The following is a 17,714-nucleotide window of genomic DNA, read 5'->3' as shown; positions in this document are numbered from 1 at the left end:
TCAGCAAAAACAACAGCCGCCACGCTGCGGCGCGAAGCCCCGAAAAACTGACAGCGGGGCCCGGGGTGGACTTTCCACCCCGGCGGGAGCGTCCAGAGAGGGCGGAGCCCTCTTTGGCCCCGGCCGCCGCCTAGAACACCATCCCGAAGGGCAGCACCATCACCGTATCCCCCGGCGCCACGGCGGTGACCTCTTCCCCCAGTTCCGCGAAGGCGTCGGAGCGGGTGAGGGAGGTCAGCAGCCCCGCGCCCTCCCGCGGGTATTTGCGTGCCACTGGCAGGGTGGCACCGGGCTGGAGCGAGACGCGCACGTATTCCCGCCGCCCGGCCTTCTTGCGGTAGGCGAAGTCGGCGGTGGCGGCGAAGCGGGGCAGGGCGGCGGGCGTGGCGCCGGCCAGACGCAGCGCCAGGGGCCGTGCCAGGTGCAGGAAGGTGACGATGGCCGCCACAGGGTTGCCGGGCAGGCCCAGCACCGGCGTGCCGCCCACCACGCCCATGGCCGCCGGGCGGCCCGGCTTCAGCGCCAGCCGCCAGAAGACCAGGCTGCCGCCGGCCTGGATGGCGGCGCGGACATGGTCTTCCTCCCCGGTGGAGACACCGCCGGAGGTCAGCAGCATGTCGTGGCAGGCGGCGGCCTCGCGCAGGGCTTCGGCGGTGGCGCCGGGGCGGTCGGGCAGGATGCCGAGGTCATGCGCCTCCACCGGCAGGCCGGCCAGCAGGGCGAGCAGGGAGAAGCGGTTGCTGTCGTAGGTCTGCGCCGGGCCCAGCGGGGTGCCGGGGGGCGCCAGCTCGTCGCCGGTGCTGAAGACGCCGATGCGCGGGCGGCGGGTGACGGGCAGAGCGGCGAAGCCCAAGGCGGCGGCGAGGCCGACCTCGGCGGGGCCGAGGCGCGTGCCGGCGGGCAGGGCCAGCTCGCCCTGGGCCACGTCCTCGCCGGCCGGGCGGCAATTGGCGCCGGGCTTGAGGCCGGGGGGCAGGCGGATCAGGCCATCCTCCAGCCGGGCGTCCTCCTGCATCATCACGGTATCGGCGCCGGGGGGCATGGGGGCGCCGGTCAGGATGCGGAGGGCAGTGCCGGGGGGCAGGGCGGCGCCCGCTGCCTGGCCGGCGGCGAGGCGGCCTTCCAGGCGGAGCACCGTCTCGCCCGCCGGCTCCAGGTCGGCATGGCGGAAGGCGTAGCCGTCCACGGCGCTGTTGAAGAAGGGGGGCAGCGGGCCGGGGGCATGCAGGTTGCTGGCCAGGATGCGGCCGCGCGCCTCGATCAGGGGCAGGGTCTCGCGGCCTTCGAGCGGCGGCACGCGGGCCACCACCAGGGCCGCCGCGTCCTCCACGGACAGCAGCTTGCCGCCGTGGGCGAAGCAGTCGTCGCTTAGCTGGGCCATGGCGCGGCATGGGCGAGCAGGAGGTCGGCGACGCGCTCCACCTCGTCGATCCCGGCAAAGGGCAGGGGGCCGGGGGGCGGGGTATCGGTGGCGGCGGCGCGGATGGCGGGGTCCTGGGGGTGCAGCCAGGGCTTGCCATTGGCGGCGCGGAAGACCTCGATCTTGGGGTGGCTGTCGCGCTTGAAGCCCTCGACAATCACGAGGTCCACCGGGTCCAGCTTGCGCAGCAGCTCGGCCAGCGGCGGCTCGGGCGCGCCGCGCAGCTCGCTCATCAGGGCCCAGCGGTTGGAGGAGGAGACCAGCACCTGCCGCGCCCCCGCCTGCCGGTGGGTGTGGCTGTCCTTGCCCGGCTGGTCGATGTCGAAGGCGTGATGGGCGTGCTTGACGGTGGAGACCGCGATGCCGCGCGCGGCGAGCGCGGGGATCAGGCGGGCCAGCAGGGTGGTCTTGCCGGCGCCACTCCAGCCGGCCAGTCCGATGAGGCGCATGGGCACCGGCTTAGCGGCGGGTGCCGGCCCTCGCAAGGCCGGCGAGGCCCGGAGAGGCGCCATGAAAAAAGGGCCGGGGGATGCCCCGGCCCTTTGGCTCGTCTCAATCCGCCCCGGCGGGGCGCGGGGCGGGCCCGCCGCTGCCGGGCCGCACCGTGTCATGCGCCTTGGCGAGTTCCTGATCCACCCAGAGCTCGTGGTGCTCGCGCGCCCAGTTGTAGTCCACCTGCCCGCTGCCCATGGCGGAGAAGGCGCCCTCCATGCCCAGGGTGCCGATGTAGATATGGGCCAGGATGGCCGCCATCATCACGGCGGAGATGATGCCATGGACCATATGCGCCCATTGCTGGCCATTCACGTCCAGCACCGTGAAGGGGAAGACCAGCAGGTAGCCAGAGACCGCCACCGCCGCGCCGCCCAGCACCGTGATCCAGAAGATGCCCTTCTGGCCGGCGTTGAAACGGTCCGCCTTCGGGTTGGTGTGGCCGATCATGCCGCCGCCCTGCATCAGCCAGGTGACGTCGCCCCGCGTCGGCAGGTTGCCGCCCACCCACATGATGAAGAGCAGCAGGATGCCCAGCGTGAAGGGGAAGGCCAGGAAGTTATGCGCCGTCTTGCCCCAGTGGGAGAGGGTGGTGAAGGCTTCCGGCCCGATCACGGGACGGAGCACATCCCGCCCGAAGGTCAGGTTGAGGCCCGAGAGCGCCAGCACGATGAAGGAGCTGGCCGTCATCCAGTGCACCGCGCGCTCGAAGAAGGTGAAGCGCAGCATGGTGCGGCCGGAGAAGCCTTCCCGCACCCGCACGCGGCCGCGGATCAGGAAGAACAGCGCCAGCAGCACCACCGTGCCGACCACCGCCGTACCGGCCACCCAGGGCAGGGTGCGGTTGTGGAAGACGCGCCAGTCCCGCCCTTCCGGCTGCACCAGCACGCCGGCGCTCTGGTTGGGGATGGAGATGCGGCCCTGGATGCGCTCGCCCTTCAGCGCCGCTTCCAGCTCCCGCTCCTCGGCCGTGGGGCCGCGCGTGCCCTCGGGCGGCGGCGCCGTCACGGGCGCCACGGGGGTGGGCGCGGCCTCGGGCTGCGGCGCGGCGGGCGTGCCGGTGGGGGCCGAGGTATCGGTGGTCTGCGGCACCTGCCGCTGCTGGTTCTGCCCGGCGGACTGGCTTTCCGGCGTCGCGTTCTGCACTTCCGGCGCGCCGGCGGGCGGGCCGGCGCCGTTTTCCTGCGACTGCTGCTGCGCCGGCTGCGCCGATTGCGGCACCGCCTGCTGCGTCTCCGGGCTCTGCGGGGCCTGCTGCTGCTGCGCCTGGGCGATGCCCGTCAGCAGCGGCAGCGCGAGGGCGAGGGTGAGGGCTGCGCGCCGCATCACACGCCCACCGTCTCACGATAGGCGGTGCGCCAGCCCCAGGCGCCGGCACCATAGCCGCGCACCTGGACGCGTTCCTTGTAGATGCTGGCGATGATGTCGCCATCGCCCGCCAGCAGCGCCTTGGTGGAGCACATCTCGGCGCAGAGCGGCAGCTTGCCTTCCGCGATGCGGTTGGCGCCGTACTGCGCGTATTCGGCTTCCGTGTTGTCGGCCTGCGGGCCGCCGGCGCAGTAGGTGCACTTGTCCATCTTGCCGCGCCCGCCGAAATTGCCGACGCGCGGATACTGCGGCGCGCCGAAGGGGCAGGCGTAGAAGCAATAGCCGCAGCCGATGCACAGGTCCTTGTCGTGCAGCACGATGGCATCGGCCGTGGTGTAGAAGCAGTTCACCGGGCAGACCGCCTGGCAGGGCGCGTCCGTGCAATGCATGCAGGCCATGGAGATGCTGCGCTCTCCCGGCTTGCCGTCATTGAGCGTGATGACGCGGCGGCGGTTGATGCCCCAGGGCACCTCGTGCTCGTTCTTGCAGGCGGTGACGCAGGCGTTGCACTCGATGCAACGGTCGCTGTCACAGAGGAACTTCATGCGGGCCATGTCTTCGGTCCCTCCTTACGCCGCGCGGATCTGGCAGAGCGTGACCTTGGTTTCCTGCATCGCGGTCACGGGGTCATAGCCATAGGTGGTCAGGGTATTCACGCTTTCGCCCAGCACGATGGGGTCGGTGCCCGGCGGGTAATAGCCGCGCCGGTCCTCGCCCTGGTACCAGCCGCCGAAATGGAAGGGCATGAAGGCCACGCCCCTGCCGACACGGTCGGTGACCAGCGCCTTGACCCGCACCTTGGCCTGGTTCTCGACACCATCCACCCAGACGAACTGGCCGTCCTTGACGCCGCGGGCCGCGGCATCCTCGGTGTTGATCTCGACGAACATGTCCTGCTGCAGCTCGGCCAGCCAGCGGTTGGAGCGCGTTTCCTCGCCGCCGCCCTCGTATTCGACCAGACGGCCGGAGGTGAGGATGATCGGGAAGTTCGGCGCCACCTGGAAGGAGCGCTGCTGCACCGACTTGCCCAGATGCGGCATGCGGAAGGCGCGGCGGTCGTCCAGCGTCGGATACTGGGCGATCAGGTCGGTGCGCGGCGTGTAGATCGGCTCGCGGTGCACCGGCACCGGGTCGGGCAGGTTCCAGGCATTGCCCCGCGCCTTGGCGTTTCCGTAGGGCACGCAGCCATGCTCCATGGCCACACGGATGATGCCGAAGGAAAGGTCGATGGACCAGGAAACGCGGTCCTCGTTCCCCTCGCCGATGCGGGCGATGATCTCCTTCTCCCGCGGCGTCAGCTCGTCATACCAGCCGAGGCGCTTCAGCACCGCGACGGTGAATTCCGGATAGCCGTCGGTGATCTCCGAGCCCTTGGAATAGGAGCCCTCGGCCAGCAGGGTCTGGCCGTTGCGCTCCACGCCGAAGCGGGCGCGGAAGGTGCCGCCGCCTTCCTTCACATGCAGGTTGGTGTTGTAGAGGATATGGCTGCCGGGATGCTTCATCTCCGGCGAGCCCCAGCAGGGCCAGGGCAGGCCATAGGTCTCGCCCGCCACCGGCGTGCCGGGCTTGCCGCGCAGCGTCACCACGTCGAAATCCGCCTGGTGCTGCATGTGCAGCTTCAGCCGCTCCGGCGACTGGCCGGAATAGCCGGTCGAGATGGCGCCGCGGTTGATCTCGCGCAGGATGCTCTCGGCGGTCGGTGCCTTGCCCTGGACCTCCATGGTCTTGAACATCTCCTGCGCGAAGCCGAGCTTCTCGGCCAGGCGGTAGAAGAGCTCGTAGTCGGTCCTGCTCTCGAAGATCGGCTGCACGACCGGCTCGTACCACTGCAGCGAGCGGTTGGAGGCGGTGCGGCTGCCGGCGCATTCGAACTGCGTGCAGATCGGCAGCAGGTAGGTGTTGTCGCGCCGGTTCGACATGCTGGAAAGGTTGGTGGGATGCGGGTCCGCCACCACCAGCAGGTCCAGCTTCTCCATGCCCTTGATCGCCTCGGGCATGCGGCTGACGGTGTTGCCGCCATGGCCGACGGCGATCATGGCCCTCAGGTTATCGGGCTGCTCCAGCTGGTCCTTGGGCAGCAGCACGGCATCGAACCAGCGGGTGGTCGGGATGCCCGGCGTTTCCATCAGCTTCTTGCTGGCGAAGCGCGACACCATCCAGTCGTAGGGCACGTCCCAGACGCGGCACCAGTGGCGCCAGGCACTCTCGTCGATGCCGTAATAGGCGGGCAGGGTGGTGGTATCGAGGCCAAGGTCCGTCGCGCCCTGCACGTTGGTATGGCCGCGGAAGATATTGGCGCCGGTGCCGGGCCGGCCGACATTGCCGGTGGCCATCAGCAGCGTGGCATAGGCGCGCACATTGGCGGTGCCCACCGTCTTCTGCGTGGCGCCCATGCACCAGACCAGGGTGGAGGGCTTCTGCGTCGCGAAGATCTGCGCCACCCGCTTCAGCTGCTCCGGCGGCACGCCGGAGACGCGCTGCACCTCGGCCGGGTTCCACTTGGCGACTTCCTTGCGGACGTCATCCATGCCGAAGACGCGCTGGTCGATGAACTCCTTGTCTTCCCAGCCGTTCTCGAAGATGTGCCAGAGCATGCCCCAGATGACCGGGATATCGGTGCCGGGCCGCAGCCGCACGTATTCGGTGGCATGCGCCGCCGTGCGGGTGAAGCGCGGGTCGATGACGATCATGTTCGCGCGGTTCTGCTCCTTCCCCGTCAGCACATGCTGCATGGAGATGGGATGCGCTTCCGCCGGGTTGCCGCCCATGATGATGATGGTGCGGGCGTTGCGGATGTCGTTGTAGCTGTTGGTCTGCGCGCCATAGCCGAAGACATTGGCCACGCCGGCCACGGTGGTGGAGTGGCAGATGCGCGCCTGGTGGTCGACCGTGTTCGTGCCCCAGAAGGCCGCGAACTTGCGCATCAGGTAGGCGCCCTCGTTCGAGAACTTGGCGCTGCCCAGCCAGAAAACCGAATCCGGCCCCGACTTCTGCCGGATCTCCAGCAGCTTGTCGCCGATCTCGCTGATCGCCTGGTCCCAGGACAGGCGCTGCCACGTGCCGTCCACCAGCTTCATCGGGTATTTCAGGCGGCGGTCGCCATGCGTCAGTTCGCGCACCGAGGCGCCCTTGGCGCAATGCGTGCCGCGGTTGATCGGGCTTTCCCAGGAAGGCTCCTGGCCGATCCAGACGCCGTTCTGCACTTCCGCCGTGACGGTGCAGCCCACCGAGCAATGGGTGCAGATGTTCTTCACGACCTTGACCGGCTGGCCGAAGTCGGCCGGCCCGGCCGCCGCGCGGCGGGCGGTGGAAAGGTTCAGCGTGCCCAGCGTCGCCAGCCCCGTGGTGGCCAGCCCGGCCTGCCGCAGGAAGCTGCGGCGGTCCAGCCCACCGGCGGAGAGGCCCTGATAGGCGGCGGACAGCCTCTGCCGCGCCGTCGCCCCTTCGCTGCGCTTGATCAACATGGCGCTTTGTCTCCCGGCGTCGTGCTCAGTAACGGTTGGTGCGGTAGAAAGCCTTGACGTGGTCCGTCTCGCGGTAGCGGGCGGCCACGCGCTGCTCCGGCGTCTCCTTAGCCGGTTTCACGTCGCCAAGCTCGCCATTCACGTTGAAGGCAGCCGCCGGCGTGGAGGCCGCCACGGCGGCGCCCCCGGCCAGGCCCAGTGCCTTCAGGAAGCCGCGCCGCCGATTGGTGCTCTCGCCTTCGCTCATGCCCGTCTTCCCTTCCATCATGCCGGCAGCGCCGCCGCCGCCGTCTCAATCTCGATAAACGCCACGCCCAGTGCCCCGACGGCGCGGTAGAAGTCGGCGGCCTGCGCCTTTTCCAGATCCGCGAAGGCGCGGCCGGCCCAGGGGCGCAGGTGGCGGTCGAAGAACCGCGCCACCTCCTCCGCCGGGGCCTCGAAGCTGCCGGCCAGCAGCCCGGCCATCACCTCGCACAGAAAGCCCAGATGGTCCTCCGGCTCCGCCACGCCAGGGCTGCGCGCGATGCCCAGGCGCCCCAGGTCCTCCCGCACCAGGGCCAGGGGCCGCTCATGCAGGAAGCCGGTGAGGTAATAGGAGCCGAAGGGCAGCAGTTCCCCGCGCCCCACGCCGATGAAGAGCGCTTGGTATTCCCGCTCCAGCGCCGCCGGCTCCGCCCGCGCGGCGGCTTCCGCCAGGCCGAGGCAGGCCTGGCCCAGCGGCGTGCCGGGCTGCGGGCCCATGGCCGCCAGGCCTTGCAGCAGCGCCGCATCGGGCGGCGCCACCAGCAGGCGGCCCAGCAGCGCGAAAAGCCGCGCCCGCTGCATGTCCAGCGGGTCGGCGCTGCCTGCCTGAGGCTGTTCCTGGCGCGTCATCCTGTTATCCGCCGTGTCGGTGTCTTGAAGCCGGGCCGGCTATATGAAGAACCGTCCATCTTGCAATTGTGCCGCAGATCGGGACAGGGCCGCAAGCGAAGCCGGCAGGCGAAATCTTTGATATTGCAAAGCATTCTCAATACCTCCGGCCGCCGTCATCCCTCCTGCTCTCGCATGTAATCCTCCGCGGTACGGGGGCGCGGGCGCGTGGCGCCGGCATAGGGGTCGATGGCCGCGCCGCCAGTGGCGGCGCCGACACGGCAATCCTCGCAAAGGTCCAGCAGCGCCAGCCGGGAAGGATCGGCGAACATCCAGTGGCCGCTGGCGCGCAGCTTGGTCTTCACCCGCTCGATCGAGGCGCGGGTGCCGAAAAGCTTGTGGCAGGAAGGGCAGGCGGCCGGTTCCTCCTGCCGCACCACCTGCCGCGCGGCGGCTTCCGGCAGCAGGGAGAAGCGCGGCTCGAGCGTGATGACCTTCTCCGGGCAGGTATTGGCGCAAAGGCCGCACTGCACGCAGGCATCCTCCAGGAAGGACAGCTCCGGCCGTTCCGGATTGGCGGCGAAGGCGCCGGTGGGGCAGACGGTGGTGCAGGCGAGACAGAGCGTGCAGCCTTCCGCCACATGCGCCGCGCCGAAGCCGGCGAGCGCCGGCAGCGGAATGCTGGCCACCGGCGCCGCCAGGGCTTCCCGCAGGCTGGTCAGGGCCGCCTTCAGGATCTCGCGCGGCTTGCCCATGGGCAGGAAATCGGCCGGGGCGGGCAGGGGGGCGGGGCGCGGGCCGGCGCGCAGGGCTTCCAGCAGCGTGAAGGGGTCGTCGGTCTCGATGGCGGCGGGGGCGGCGGCAAGGCCCAGCCCGCCCAGCAGCGCCATGGCGGTATCGAGATTGCGCAGCAGCCCTTCCGCGCCATGCGGGCGGTGCGCCGGCAGCAGCACCCGGACCTGCCCGGCACCCCAGGCATAGGGCGCCACCAGGGTGGCGAGGTCCAGCGCCGTGGCCTGGCCGACGCGCAGCGGCAGCACATCGGCCGGCAGGCCGGGGCCGTGGCGGGAGAGGGCGTCGATCATCGCCTCGCCTTGCTCGCCATGCAGCAGCAGGGTGGGGGCCACGCCGCCCGCCGCGTGATAGGCGCGCAGCAGGGTGCGGACGCGGCGCAGCAGCGCATCGGTCGGTGGCAGCGCATAGGTGATGGCGCCGGTGGGGCAGACGGCGGCGCAGGCGCCGCAGCCGGCGCAGATCTCGGCGCTGACCGCCACGCTGTCCCAGTGCCCCTTGGCGGAAGGCGTGATGGCGCCGGTGGGGCAGAGGTCCAGGCAGCGGGTGCAGCCGGTGCGGCGGTTGCGCGAATGGGCGCAGAGCCCGGCCTCGAACGTCACGAAGCGCGGCTTGTCGAAGGTGCCGGACAGGGTGGCCGCCTCCGCCGCCAGCCTTTCCAGCGCGGCCTCGTCGCCCGGCGCGGCACGCAGGTAGCCCAGCCGCACCTCATGCGCCGAAAACAGCGGCGGGCGGCCGGTGATGTCGATGATCACGTCGCACTGGCTGACCGCGCCATCCTGCGCCCGGCCCCAGCGATACATGTCGCGGGAGGAAGGGGCGGCGGCGGCATGGCCATCCACCACCACCTCGAAGGCGCCGAGCCAGCCGGTGGCGGTGCGGGCGCGGCCGCGCAGCACCGGGTATTCGGCGGCGGGCAGGGGCTCCACCGCTTCCTCGCCGGTCAGCAGCACCGTCAGGTCCAGGCTGCCTTTCAGCTTCTCGGCCAGCCGCAGCGCGGCGGCATCGCGGCCCAGCACCAGCGCCACGCCGCCGCTTTCCAGCGGCACCAGCGGCACCGGCGGCATGGGCACGCCGGCTGCGGCCAGCAGCGCCGCCATCTTGGGCCCGGCCTCCGCGCCTTCCTCGGACCAGCCGGCCTGCTCGCGGATATTCACGAAGTCCAGCGCGCCGGTATGGCCGGCGGCCTCGGCCTCCTGGCGGAAGAGCGGCGCCTCCTGAGTGCAGCCCACCGTCACGGCGTCGGTGCCCATGGCGGCCAGGAAGCGGTCCAACTGGCTGCGGCAGAGTTGCTCGGCCGTGCGCAGACGGCCGCCACAGCCCTTCGCGATGGTGCCGGTGTCGAGTGTCATCGTGTCCTCGCAAGAACAGGCGAAGACGGTACGCGGCGTGCTGTCCATAAGTGCTCTGGGGTCCTTTGGGGGGAAAGTCCCTGCGGCCGTGTGGCGATGCGGCCCTGGCGGCCATATATGCGCTGAACAGCGCGACTGCCAGGAAAGGACGAAATTTCTCGTATGGATCAGGGTTTTTTACCGCCCCTGCCGAGTGTTTTCTCGCCCCATGCCCTGCCGGCGGGGGCGGATGCGCTGGCCCATGCCGTGGCGCTGGCGCCGCGCGAGGGCGCCGGCACCCTGGTCTGGCTGCGGGATGAGCAGGTGCTGGAAGCCGCGGTGGTGCTGGAGCCCGAAACCAGCCTGGAGGCCGCCCGCCCCGCCCTGCTGGCCGCCGCCAATGCCGCCGCCGATGCCCTGGTGGTGCTGGGCCCGCCCGAGATCCCGGTGACGCTGCGCTGGCCCGCCACGCTGGTGGTCAATGGCGGCGCGGTGGGCGCGGCGGTGCTGCGCGCCCCCCCCGGCACGGCGCCGGGGGCGGTGCCGGACTGGCTCGTGGTCGGTATCCGCCTGGCGATGCGGGAGGAGCGGCCCGAACCCGGCCTGGACCCCGGCCGCACCGCGCTGGGGGAGGAAGGCTTCGCCGGCATCCCGGTGCCGGAGCTGGTGGCCGCCTGGGCGCGGCACCTGATGGCAGGGCTGGCCGAATGGCAACGCGACGGCTTCCGCCGCCTGTCGGAAAAGACCCTGGCGCGGCTGGAGGCCGAGGACTGGATGCAGGGTGCCCGCCGCGGCCTGGACCCCGCCACCGGCGCCCTGGTGCTGGAGCGCGGTGGCACCCGCAGCCTGCACCGGCTGGAGGATGCCGCATGACCACCCGCCTGCCCCGCACCCTGCGGCTGGACCCCTCGGATGCCGTGGTCTTCGAGCATGCCGCCGCCCCCGGCGAATGGGCCGTGCCCGGCGGCTTCGCCTTCTGGGACGACGACCCGGCGCAGCTTTCCGGCAAGCGGCGGCAGGCCTTCCGCGCCGGCTTCCTGGGGCTCTCCTCCTTCGGCTGGTCCACGCTGGTGGAAGTGGCCGAGGCCAGCGCGGCGGAACGCGCGGCGGCGGTGGCGGGCCTCGCCGCTCATATCCGCGCCGCCTATGGCGCCCCCGATGCGGCCAGCGCCGAGGCGGCGGCACTGGAAGAGATCCGCTTCGCGGAATCGCTCTGCGAACATCCACCCGGCACGGTGCTGGCGCTGACCCGCAGCATCGAGGCCGGGCAGGTGCGGGAGCGCTTCCGCACCCTGCACCGGCGGGAGACGCCGCATCGCGACTTCGGCAGCCTGCCGGTCTTCGGCATTGTCGAGGTGGAGGGCGAGGACGAGCCCGGCGACAACCCCGATCTTTCAGCCATGGCGCGCAAATGACCGACTTCTGGATCGCTTCCGGCCATCACCTCTGCGACCGCGACGCCGATGGCCGGCTGCTGCCGACGCCGGACCTCTGGCGCGCCTTCCTGGCCCGGCCCGAGCTGCTGCCGCCGGAGGAAGCCTGCGAGGCCGAGCGCGCCCTGCATGCCGCCCTGCTGCGCGACCCGCTGCGCCCGGTGGGCGAGGCGGAACTCGCCGCCCTGGCCGACCCCGATGCCGCCGAGAACTGGCAGGTCTTTCTGCAGTTCCGCGACCGGGTGATGGCGCAGCCGACGCTGGAGGCCGCCTGGATCGCGCTGTACCGCGGCGAACTCCGTGGCGTGCCGCCGCTGTTCCTGCAGATGCTGACGCAGCTTGTCACCCGCGCGGCGCTGGAGGGGGTGGAGGACGCCTATGTCCTGCGCGCCGGGGAATGCCTGTTCCGGCCGCAGCGCGCCGCCATCCACCAGGGCGCCCTGCTGCTGGCCGATGAGGAGGTGGTGGAGGCCGCCGCGCGCGAGGGCGACTTCGGCACGCTTGGCCGCCTGATGGAGGAAGCCGGCACCCCCACCCGCGCGGTGGAGCTGGACGTGCTGGCCGACCCCGACCCCGCCGCCTATGCCGCGCGTTCCGACGCGCATGACTATGCGCTGGACATCGCCGAGAACCGCCCCGGCCAGCATGCCCTGGCGCGGGCGCTGGAACATTTCATCCGCCACGTGATGGGGGAGCGCGTCGCCATCCGCCCGGCGGCGGTGATCGAGGACCAGAACTGGTCCTGGCATGTCGGGCTGGATACCGAGGCCACCGCCATCGCCAACGACCTCTGGCATGGGCGGGAGGTGGCGCAGGCGCGGCTGGCCCGCATCCTCTGGCTCGGCGTGCTGGAATTCGAGGAACAGAGCCGCGTGCTGCCCCGCGCCGCCGGCAAGCCGGTCTATCTGGCGCTGGCCATGGACAATGCCCAGCGGCTGCGGCTGAAGCCGCAGAACCTGCTGGCCGGCCTGCCGCTGCTGGCGGTGGAGGAAGCCTCGTGAGCGACGGCTTCACCACGCCGCAATCGGTGCTGATCCCGGTCTCGGTGATCGCCGAGCGCCGCCCCGCCACCTCCCCCTGGGCCGACTGGTCCTGGCGGGTGCTGGAGGTTGTGGCCAATGCCCCGGACCTGCCGCCCTGGACCCTGCTGCGGCAGGAGGAAGGGCGCAGCCTCTTCCTGGCGGGCAAGGCCGATGTGGCGCTGCACCCCACCGATACCGCCAACTACAAGCAGAACCTGGAAAGCGCCGATCCGCGCCTCTGGGTGGTGCTGCGCGCCGCCGGGGGCGAGCCGGGCATGGCGCTGCACCTGGTGACCCTGGACCCGGGGGAAGCGCATCTCTACGCCGATGTCGGCAATGACATCCTGGAAAGCCTGCCGCTGCCCGCCTTCCTGCACGGCCCAGCCCAGGCCTTCACCGCCACCCATCACAAGGAACGCAGCTTCCACAAGCGCCGCCGGGACCGCGCCGACCCTGAGGCCCTGGCCCGCCGCGTGCCGGGGGAGGAGGAATGAGCGACGGCTTCCTCAGCCGCTGGTCCCGCCGCAAGCGCGGGCTGGAGCAGGAGCCGCCGGAAGCCGCGCCGGCCCCCGCCCCGGCGGCGCCTGAGGCGGCCCCGCCGGCCGAGCCGGAATTCGACCCCGCCACCCTGCCGCCGCTGGAAAGCCTCGACAGCGGCGGCGACCTGACCGCCTTCCTGCACCCCAAAGTGCCGGCGCTGCTGCGGCAGGCGGCGCTGCGCCGCGCCTGGACCGCCGATCCCGGCATCCGCGACTTCGTGGGCCCCGCCGATTATGCCTGGGACTACAATGCCCCCGATGGCGTGCCCGGCTTTTCCTTCGACCTCGGCGATGTGGACGTGAAGAAGCTGCTGGCCCAGTTCACCGGCCAGCCGCAGGAACCGGAGGAGGCAGCGGCCGGCGAGGCGCCGGAAGAAGCCCCGGCCGCCCTGCCGGAGGAGGAGCCGGCGCCGCAGCCGCTGCTGGCCGAGGCGCCGCCGCTGCCGGAAAGCCCGGTGCGGCTGAGCGCGGCGGCGCCGGAACCGCCGGCGGAACCCCCCGCGGAACTTCCGGCCGCGGCGGGGCATGAGGATGCCGGCACGCCGGAGGCGCCGCCGCTTCCCCGGCGGCGCCATGGCGGGGCCCTGCCACGCCTGGGCTGAGCGGCCCCGTCCTGGATGGACGAAGTTTCACGTTTCCAAGCTTCATCCAGGCTTCTCCTGAAGCCTTGATAAGCCGCGCCCGGGCGCCGACGGCGCCTTGCCGGCTGTCATGACGCCCGTGCAACAGCTTGAGCGGTGCCGCATAACTGCCCCACTGCCATGCCATCCTGGGCATGGCCGCCGGTGCCAGCCGGCGGACGGCATGAAAGAAGAACCGAACCGACCGATGCTTACCAGCCTGTCCGATACGCTCCTGGCCACCGCGCTGCTCCTGATCGTCGTCAGCGCCGTCCAGCCATTGGCGCGGCGGCTGATGCTGTCCGCCACCGTGCTGCTGGCGGGTGTCGGCATCCTGCTGGGCGGCGGCGCCATGCTGCTGCTGAACACCACCTATACCCAGGCTTTGGACGATGCCGCGCGGGCGCTGCTGGACTTTCCCGTCAACGCCGATGCCTTCCTCTACGTCTTCCTGCCGCTGCTGGTCTTCCACGGCTCGCTGTCCATCGATGTCCGCCGCCTGGCGCGGGACTGGGTGACGGTGCTGGTGATGGCCGTGGTGGCCGTGCTGGTCACCACGGCGGCGGTGGGCTTCGCGCTCCATTCCATCGCCGGCATCTCGCTCACCGCCTGCCTGATGCTGGGCGCCATCGTCGCCACCACCGACCCCTCGGCCGTGGTGGCCATCTTCCGCGAGATCGGTGCCAACGGGCGCCTGACGCGGCTGGTGGAAGGCGAGAGCCTGCTGAACGATGCCGCCGCCATCTCCATCTTCACCATCCTGCTGGCGCAGATCACCAGCCACCAGGCCGCCGCGCCGCTGGCCGCCGCCATCGGCTTCCTCGCCTCCTTCGCCGGCGGCATCGCGGCGGGCTTCGTTCTGGCCCGGCTGGTGGTGGCCGCCGTGCCCTGGCTGGGCGGCATCCGCACCGCCGAGGTCACGCTGACGCTGGCGCTACCCTATATCGCCTATATCCTCTGCCACCAGTTCCTGCATGCCTCGGGCGTCGTCGCCGCCGCCGTGGCGGGGCTGACGGTCTCGGCCATGGGGCCTTCCACCTTCCGGCCGCAGAGCTGGCAGTTCCTGCAGGATGTCTGGGACCAGCTTTCCTTCTGGGCCAGCTCCATGGTCTTCGTGCTGGCCTCCATGCTGGTGCCCAAGCTGCTGCTGGGCGTCACGCAATGGGATGCGGTGCTGGTGGGCGTGGTGGTGCTGGCCGCCATGGCGGCGCGCGCCGCCGTGCTCTTCGGCATCCTGCCGGTGCTGGAATACACCAAGCTCTCCCAGCGCGTGCCGTCCTCGGTCAAGGCCACCATGCTCTGGGGCGGGCTGCGCGGCGCCATCACCCTGGCGCTGGCGCTCTCCGTCACCGAGCATGCCGGCGTGCCGCACGGCCTGCAGCGCTTCATCGCCATTCTGGCCACCGGCTACGTGCTCTTCACCCTGCTGGTGAACGGCACCACGCTGCGCTTCGTGGTGCGCTGGCTGAAGCTCGATGAGCTCTCGGCCTCCGACAAGGCGCTGCGGAACCAGGTGGTCGCCATCGGCCTGGGCGAGGTGCGGGACAAGCTGCGCCGCACCGCCGCCGAATTCGGCTTCTCCGCCCCCGCCACCGCCCATGTGCTGGACGGCTACGAGCGCCGGATGAAGGAGGAGACGGCCGCCAATACCTTCGACACCGCCATCGGCGACCGGGAGCGGGTGACGCTGGGCCTGATCACCTTCGCATCCCAGGAACGCTCGGTGCTGCTGGAGATGTTCGAGGACCAGGTGCTCTCCCGCCGCGTCATGGAGAACCTGCTCTGGACCGCCGAGAGCATGATCGACGGCGCCCGGGCGGAAGGCCGCTACGGCTATATCCAGGCCGCCCGCCGCCGGTTGCAGCCGACGCTGCGCTTCACGCTGGCGCAATGGCTGCACCGCAAGTTCCGCATCGACACGCCGCTGATGCATTGCATGGCCGAGCGCTTCGAGACCCTGCTGCTGACCCACCTCGTCTCCGTCGCCATGGGCCGCTTCATGCACCGCCGCATGGAACCCGTGCTCGGCCGCCGCGTGACGGAGGTGGTGGGCGACATCGTGGCGCGGCGCGAGGACCTGCTGCAGGACGCGATGGACGTGCTGCGCCTGCAATACCCCGGCTATGCCGAGGCGCTGGAGGCCCGCATGCTGCGCCAGATCGGCCTGCGCATGGAAGCCGAGGAATATGTCTCACTGCGCCGCGAATCCCTGATCGGCGAGGAACTGCACGACGAGCTGCTGCGTGGCCTGGACACCCTGCGCCACCAGATCGCCCGGCCGCTGCAATTCAACATCCAGTCCGGCATCGACCGCCGCATCAAGGAATTCGAGGTCTTCGCCAGCCTGCAGGAAGCCCTGCTGCACGACCTGGCGATGAGCGTGACCACCCGCTTCGCCGTGCCGGGCGAGCGCCTCTACCGCAAGAACGAGGGTGCGGGCTCGGTGCTGCTGATCAGCCGCGGCGTGGTGTCGCTGAAGAGCGGGCCGGAGGAACTGCTGCTGAGCACCGGCGAATTCTTCGGGGAAGCGGAACTGCTGGCCAACCAGCCGCGCCGCGCCGCCCGCGCCACGGCCAACAGCTTCTGCCACCTGCTGGAACTCAGCGCGGCCGATTTCGCGCGCCTGCTGCAGGAGGCGCCGGAACTGAAGCTGCGGATGGAACGCATCGCCGCCACTCGCCGGCCGGCCGAGATCCCGCTGGCGACAAAGCCGGTGGAGGTGGCGCCGGCGAAACTCCTGGGCGCCGATGCGGTGGTTGATACGCCGTGATGGCCGGCCGGGGCCAAGGGGGCGCCGCCCCCTTGGGACCCCCGCTGGGGTAACAGTGTCACCCCAGGCCCCGCCATCTGTTTTCCTTTTGGCGGCATGGTGTTTCCGAAGGCTTGAAGCCCGTGGCTTCACCTTCTGAAGAACGATGCCGCCTGAAGCCCGAAAGACTGATAGCGGGCCCGGGGTGGACTTTCCACCCCGGCGGGGTCCAGGGGCGGCGCCCCTGGCCTTCCTTCAGCGGAAGTGCCGCACCGGCTCTCCCCGCCGCATGCGGGTCTGGAACAGCATCCCCGGCGCGCGGGGCACCACGTCCGGCCCGGCGGGGCCATGCCCGCCGTCCATCAGCGCCATGGTGCCCAGCATCCAGAAGATGGTCTGCATGTCCGGGTTGAAGAGGACGGATTCGCTGTAGCTGAGGATGCTGAGGATCACGAGGAACATCAGGATCCAGCTCGCGCGCCGGGCATTGCCGCCGAAGAGGCCGCGGATGGCGCGGAACAGCGTCACCGCCAGCATGGCGGCGCCCAGGGCGGCGCCCAGCGCGCCCAGTTGCAGCAGCACCTCCAGGTAGCCGCTATGGGCGGTGGGGACTTCCCATTCCACCAGGTCCCAGATCCGCCGCATGCCGGGCATGCCGTCGATCCAGAAGGCGAAGTAGCCGTGGCCCAGCAGCGGGCGGGTTGAGATCACGTCCCGCACCGCCGCCCAGATATAGACGCGGCCGGTCAGCGAGGAATCCTTGCCGATGAGGTCGAAGAAGCCTTCGGCGCCCACCGCCGCGAAGAAGAGCAGCCCGGTGGTGGCGCCGATGCCGAGGCCGAGCAGCGTGGTGGCCATCCAGGCGTGGCCCTTGTGCAGGCCGAGGATGATGCCGGTGCAGGTGGCGGTGAAGAGCGTCAGCAGCAGCGAGGTGGTGGAGCGGCAGAGCACCAGCATCGCCAGCAGGCTGAAGAGGATGACGAGGTCGCGCAGCCGCAGGAAGCCGCGTTCCAGCACGATGAAGGAGAGCGAGAGCGCGCCGGCCAGCATGGCCATGCCCAGCGCGTTCTTCTGCTGGAAGACGCCGCGGATGGCATTGGCATATTCGCCCACGTCGTAGCCGACGGCAGGGCGCCCCACCGCCTCCGCCAATGAGAGCGCGGCGATGCCCAGCATGGTCAGCAGGATGATGCGCATGCTGCGGCGCGGGCCGAAGCCGGCATAGGTGGAGATCACGAACAGCAGCAGCCCGGTCATGCTGACGCAGCGGCGCAGCGAATGCATCGGCGATTGCGACCAAATCACCGAGGCCAGCAGCACCGCCAGCATCAGCAGGAAGGGCCAGGCGGGCCTCAGCAGCAGCAGGCAGCGCGGCAGGTCGCGCATCACCAGGGTGGCGCTGCCCAGCAGGATCACCAGCTGCAGCAGGGTATTGACCGGGTCGAAGCTGCCCAGCGCATTGGGGTCGCCGCCGGCATTCAGCGCGATGCGGGCACCGCTGGCCAGCCAGACACCCAGGATGACGAAGCCCACGCGCAGCCAGGAGGCACCGAAGATGGCATGGCTTTCCGCCAGGGGCGGGGCCGGCGGCGCCGGCGGACCGGGCTGGCGGCGGAAGAGCGGGATGGGGCC

General features: G+C 71.0%; 15 protein-coding genes. 6 read left to right on the top strand and 9 right to left on the bottom strand.

All coding sequences use genetic code 11. From position 1 onward, the window contains the following. Positions 1 to 130: 130 nt before the first annotated feature. The 8 genes from EBE87_RS02285 to EBE87_RS02250 form a co-directional block, all read right to left on the bottom strand. Positions 131 to 1,381 carry a molybdopterin molybdotransferase MoeA gene (locus EBE87_RS02285; RefSeq protein ID WP_122139850.1) on the bottom strand — a complete coding sequence of 417 codons (1,251 nt, stop codon included), beginning with the start codon at positions 1,379 to 1,381 and terminating at the stop codon, positions 131 to 133. Continuing rightward, positions 1,369 to 1,869 (bottom strand): molybdopterin-guanine dinucleotide biosynthesis protein B, encoded by a 501-nt coding sequence (gene mobB / locus EBE87_RS02280; protein WP_120641218.1) that lies wholly within the window; start codon positions 1,867 to 1,869, stop codon positions 1,369 to 1,371. The genes EBE87_RS02285 and mobB overlap by 13 nt, the downstream gene beginning before the upstream one ends. A gap of 103 nt (positions 1,870 to 1,972) precedes the next feature. Beyond that, positions 1,973 to 3,238 carry a formate dehydrogenase subunit gamma gene (locus EBE87_RS02275; RefSeq protein ID WP_122139849.1) on the bottom strand — a complete coding sequence of 422 codons (1,266 nt, stop codon included), beginning with the start codon at positions 3,236 to 3,238 and terminating at the stop codon, positions 1,973 to 1,975. Further along, positions 3,238 to 3,834 (bottom strand): formate dehydrogenase FDH3 subunit beta, encoded by a 597-nt coding sequence (fdh3B, locus tag EBE87_RS02270; protein ID WP_120640234.1) that lies wholly within the window; start codon positions 3,832 to 3,834, stop codon positions 3,238 to 3,240. Before fdh3B ends, EBE87_RS02275 begins: the two co-directional genes overlap by 1 nt. A gap of 15 nt (positions 3,835 to 3,849) precedes the next feature. Further along, positions 3,850 to 6,744, bottom strand: coding sequence for a formate dehydrogenase subunit alpha (locus tag EBE87_RS02265; protein ID WP_120640233.1), 2,895 nt, complete (start codon positions 6,742 to 6,744; stop codon positions 3,850 to 3,852). A 25-nt stretch (positions 6,745 to 6,769) separates the two neighbouring features. After that, on the bottom strand, positions 6,770 to 6,991 hold the full coding sequence (locus EBE87_RS02260) for a twin-arginine translocation signal domain-containing protein (RefSeq protein ID WP_120640235.1): 222 nt from the start codon (positions 6,989 to 6,991) through the stop codon (positions 6,770 to 6,772). Positions 6,992 to 7,008: 17 nt separating this feature from the next. Next, positions 7,009 to 7,617 (bottom strand): TorD/DmsD family molecular chaperone, encoded by a 609-nt coding sequence (locus EBE87_RS02255; protein ID WP_120640232.1) that lies wholly within the window; start codon positions 7,615 to 7,617, stop codon positions 7,009 to 7,011. A 155-nt stretch (positions 7,618 to 7,772) separates the two neighbouring features. After that, on the bottom strand, positions 7,773 to 9,740 hold the full coding sequence (locus EBE87_RS02250; protein WP_233560008.1) for a 4Fe-4S binding protein: 1,968 nt from the start codon (positions 9,738 to 9,740) through the stop codon (positions 7,773 to 7,775). A gap of 162 nt (positions 9,741 to 9,902) precedes the next feature. On the opposite strand from EBE87_RS02250, the gene EBE87_RS02245 reads away from it, so the two are divergent. The 6 genes from EBE87_RS02245 (at position 9,903) to EBE87_RS02220 (ending at position 16,103) form a co-directional block, all read left to right on the top strand. Beyond that, positions 9,903 to 10,592, top strand: coding sequence for a biotin/lipoate--protein ligase family protein (locus EBE87_RS02245; RefSeq protein ID WP_120640230.1), 690 nt, complete (start codon positions 9,903 to 9,905; stop codon positions 10,590 to 10,592). Further along, complete coding sequence (locus EBE87_RS02240) at positions 10,589 to 11,134, top strand: DUF6505 family protein (RefSeq protein ID WP_120640229.1); 546 nt, start codon at positions 10,589 to 10,591, stop codon at positions 11,132 to 11,134. The genes EBE87_RS02245 and EBE87_RS02240 overlap by 4 nt, the downstream gene beginning before the upstream one ends. After that, a complete protein-coding gene (locus EBE87_RS02235; RefSeq protein ID WP_120640228.1) occupies positions 11,131 to 12,153 on the top strand; it encodes a DUF6352 family protein in 1,023 nt (340 codons plus the stop codon). The genes EBE87_RS02240 and EBE87_RS02235 overlap by 4 nt, the downstream gene beginning before the upstream one ends. Then, on the top strand, positions 12,150 to 12,668 hold the full coding sequence (locus tag EBE87_RS02230; protein ID WP_120640227.1) for a DUF3305 domain-containing protein: 519 nt from the start codon (positions 12,150 to 12,152) through the stop codon (positions 12,666 to 12,668). Before EBE87_RS02235 ends, EBE87_RS02230 begins: the two co-directional genes overlap by 4 nt. Further along, positions 12,665 to 13,315, top strand: coding sequence for a DUF3306 domain-containing protein (locus EBE87_RS02225; protein ID WP_122139848.1), 651 nt, complete (start codon positions 12,665 to 12,667; stop codon positions 13,313 to 13,315). Before EBE87_RS02230 ends, EBE87_RS02225 begins: the two co-directional genes overlap by 4 nt. 226 nt (positions 13,316 to 13,541) lie before the next feature. Beyond that, positions 13,542 to 16,103 (top strand): cation:proton antiporter, encoded by a 2,562-nt coding sequence (locus tag EBE87_RS02220; RefSeq protein ID WP_120640668.1) that lies wholly within the window; start codon positions 13,542 to 13,544, stop codon positions 16,101 to 16,103. Positions 16,104 to 16,337: 234 nt separating this feature from the next. On the opposite strand, the gene EBE87_RS02215 is transcribed toward EBE87_RS02220, so the two are convergent. Then, positions 16,338 to 17,615, bottom strand: coding sequence for an O-antigen ligase family protein (locus EBE87_RS02215; protein WP_120640667.1), 1,278 nt, complete (start codon positions 17,613 to 17,615; stop codon positions 16,338 to 16,340). Positions 17,616 to 17,714: the final 99 nt, after the last annotated feature.

Origin of the sequence: Teichococcus wenyumeiae (assembly GCF_003696345.1) — a bacterium.
GTDB lineage: Bacteria > Pseudomonadota > Alphaproteobacteria > Acetobacterales > Acetobacteraceae > Pseudoroseomonas > Pseudoroseomonas wenyumeiae.
Note: the sequence above shows the minus strand (reverse complement) of the source record. Positions and strands in the feature narration are given on the sequence as shown.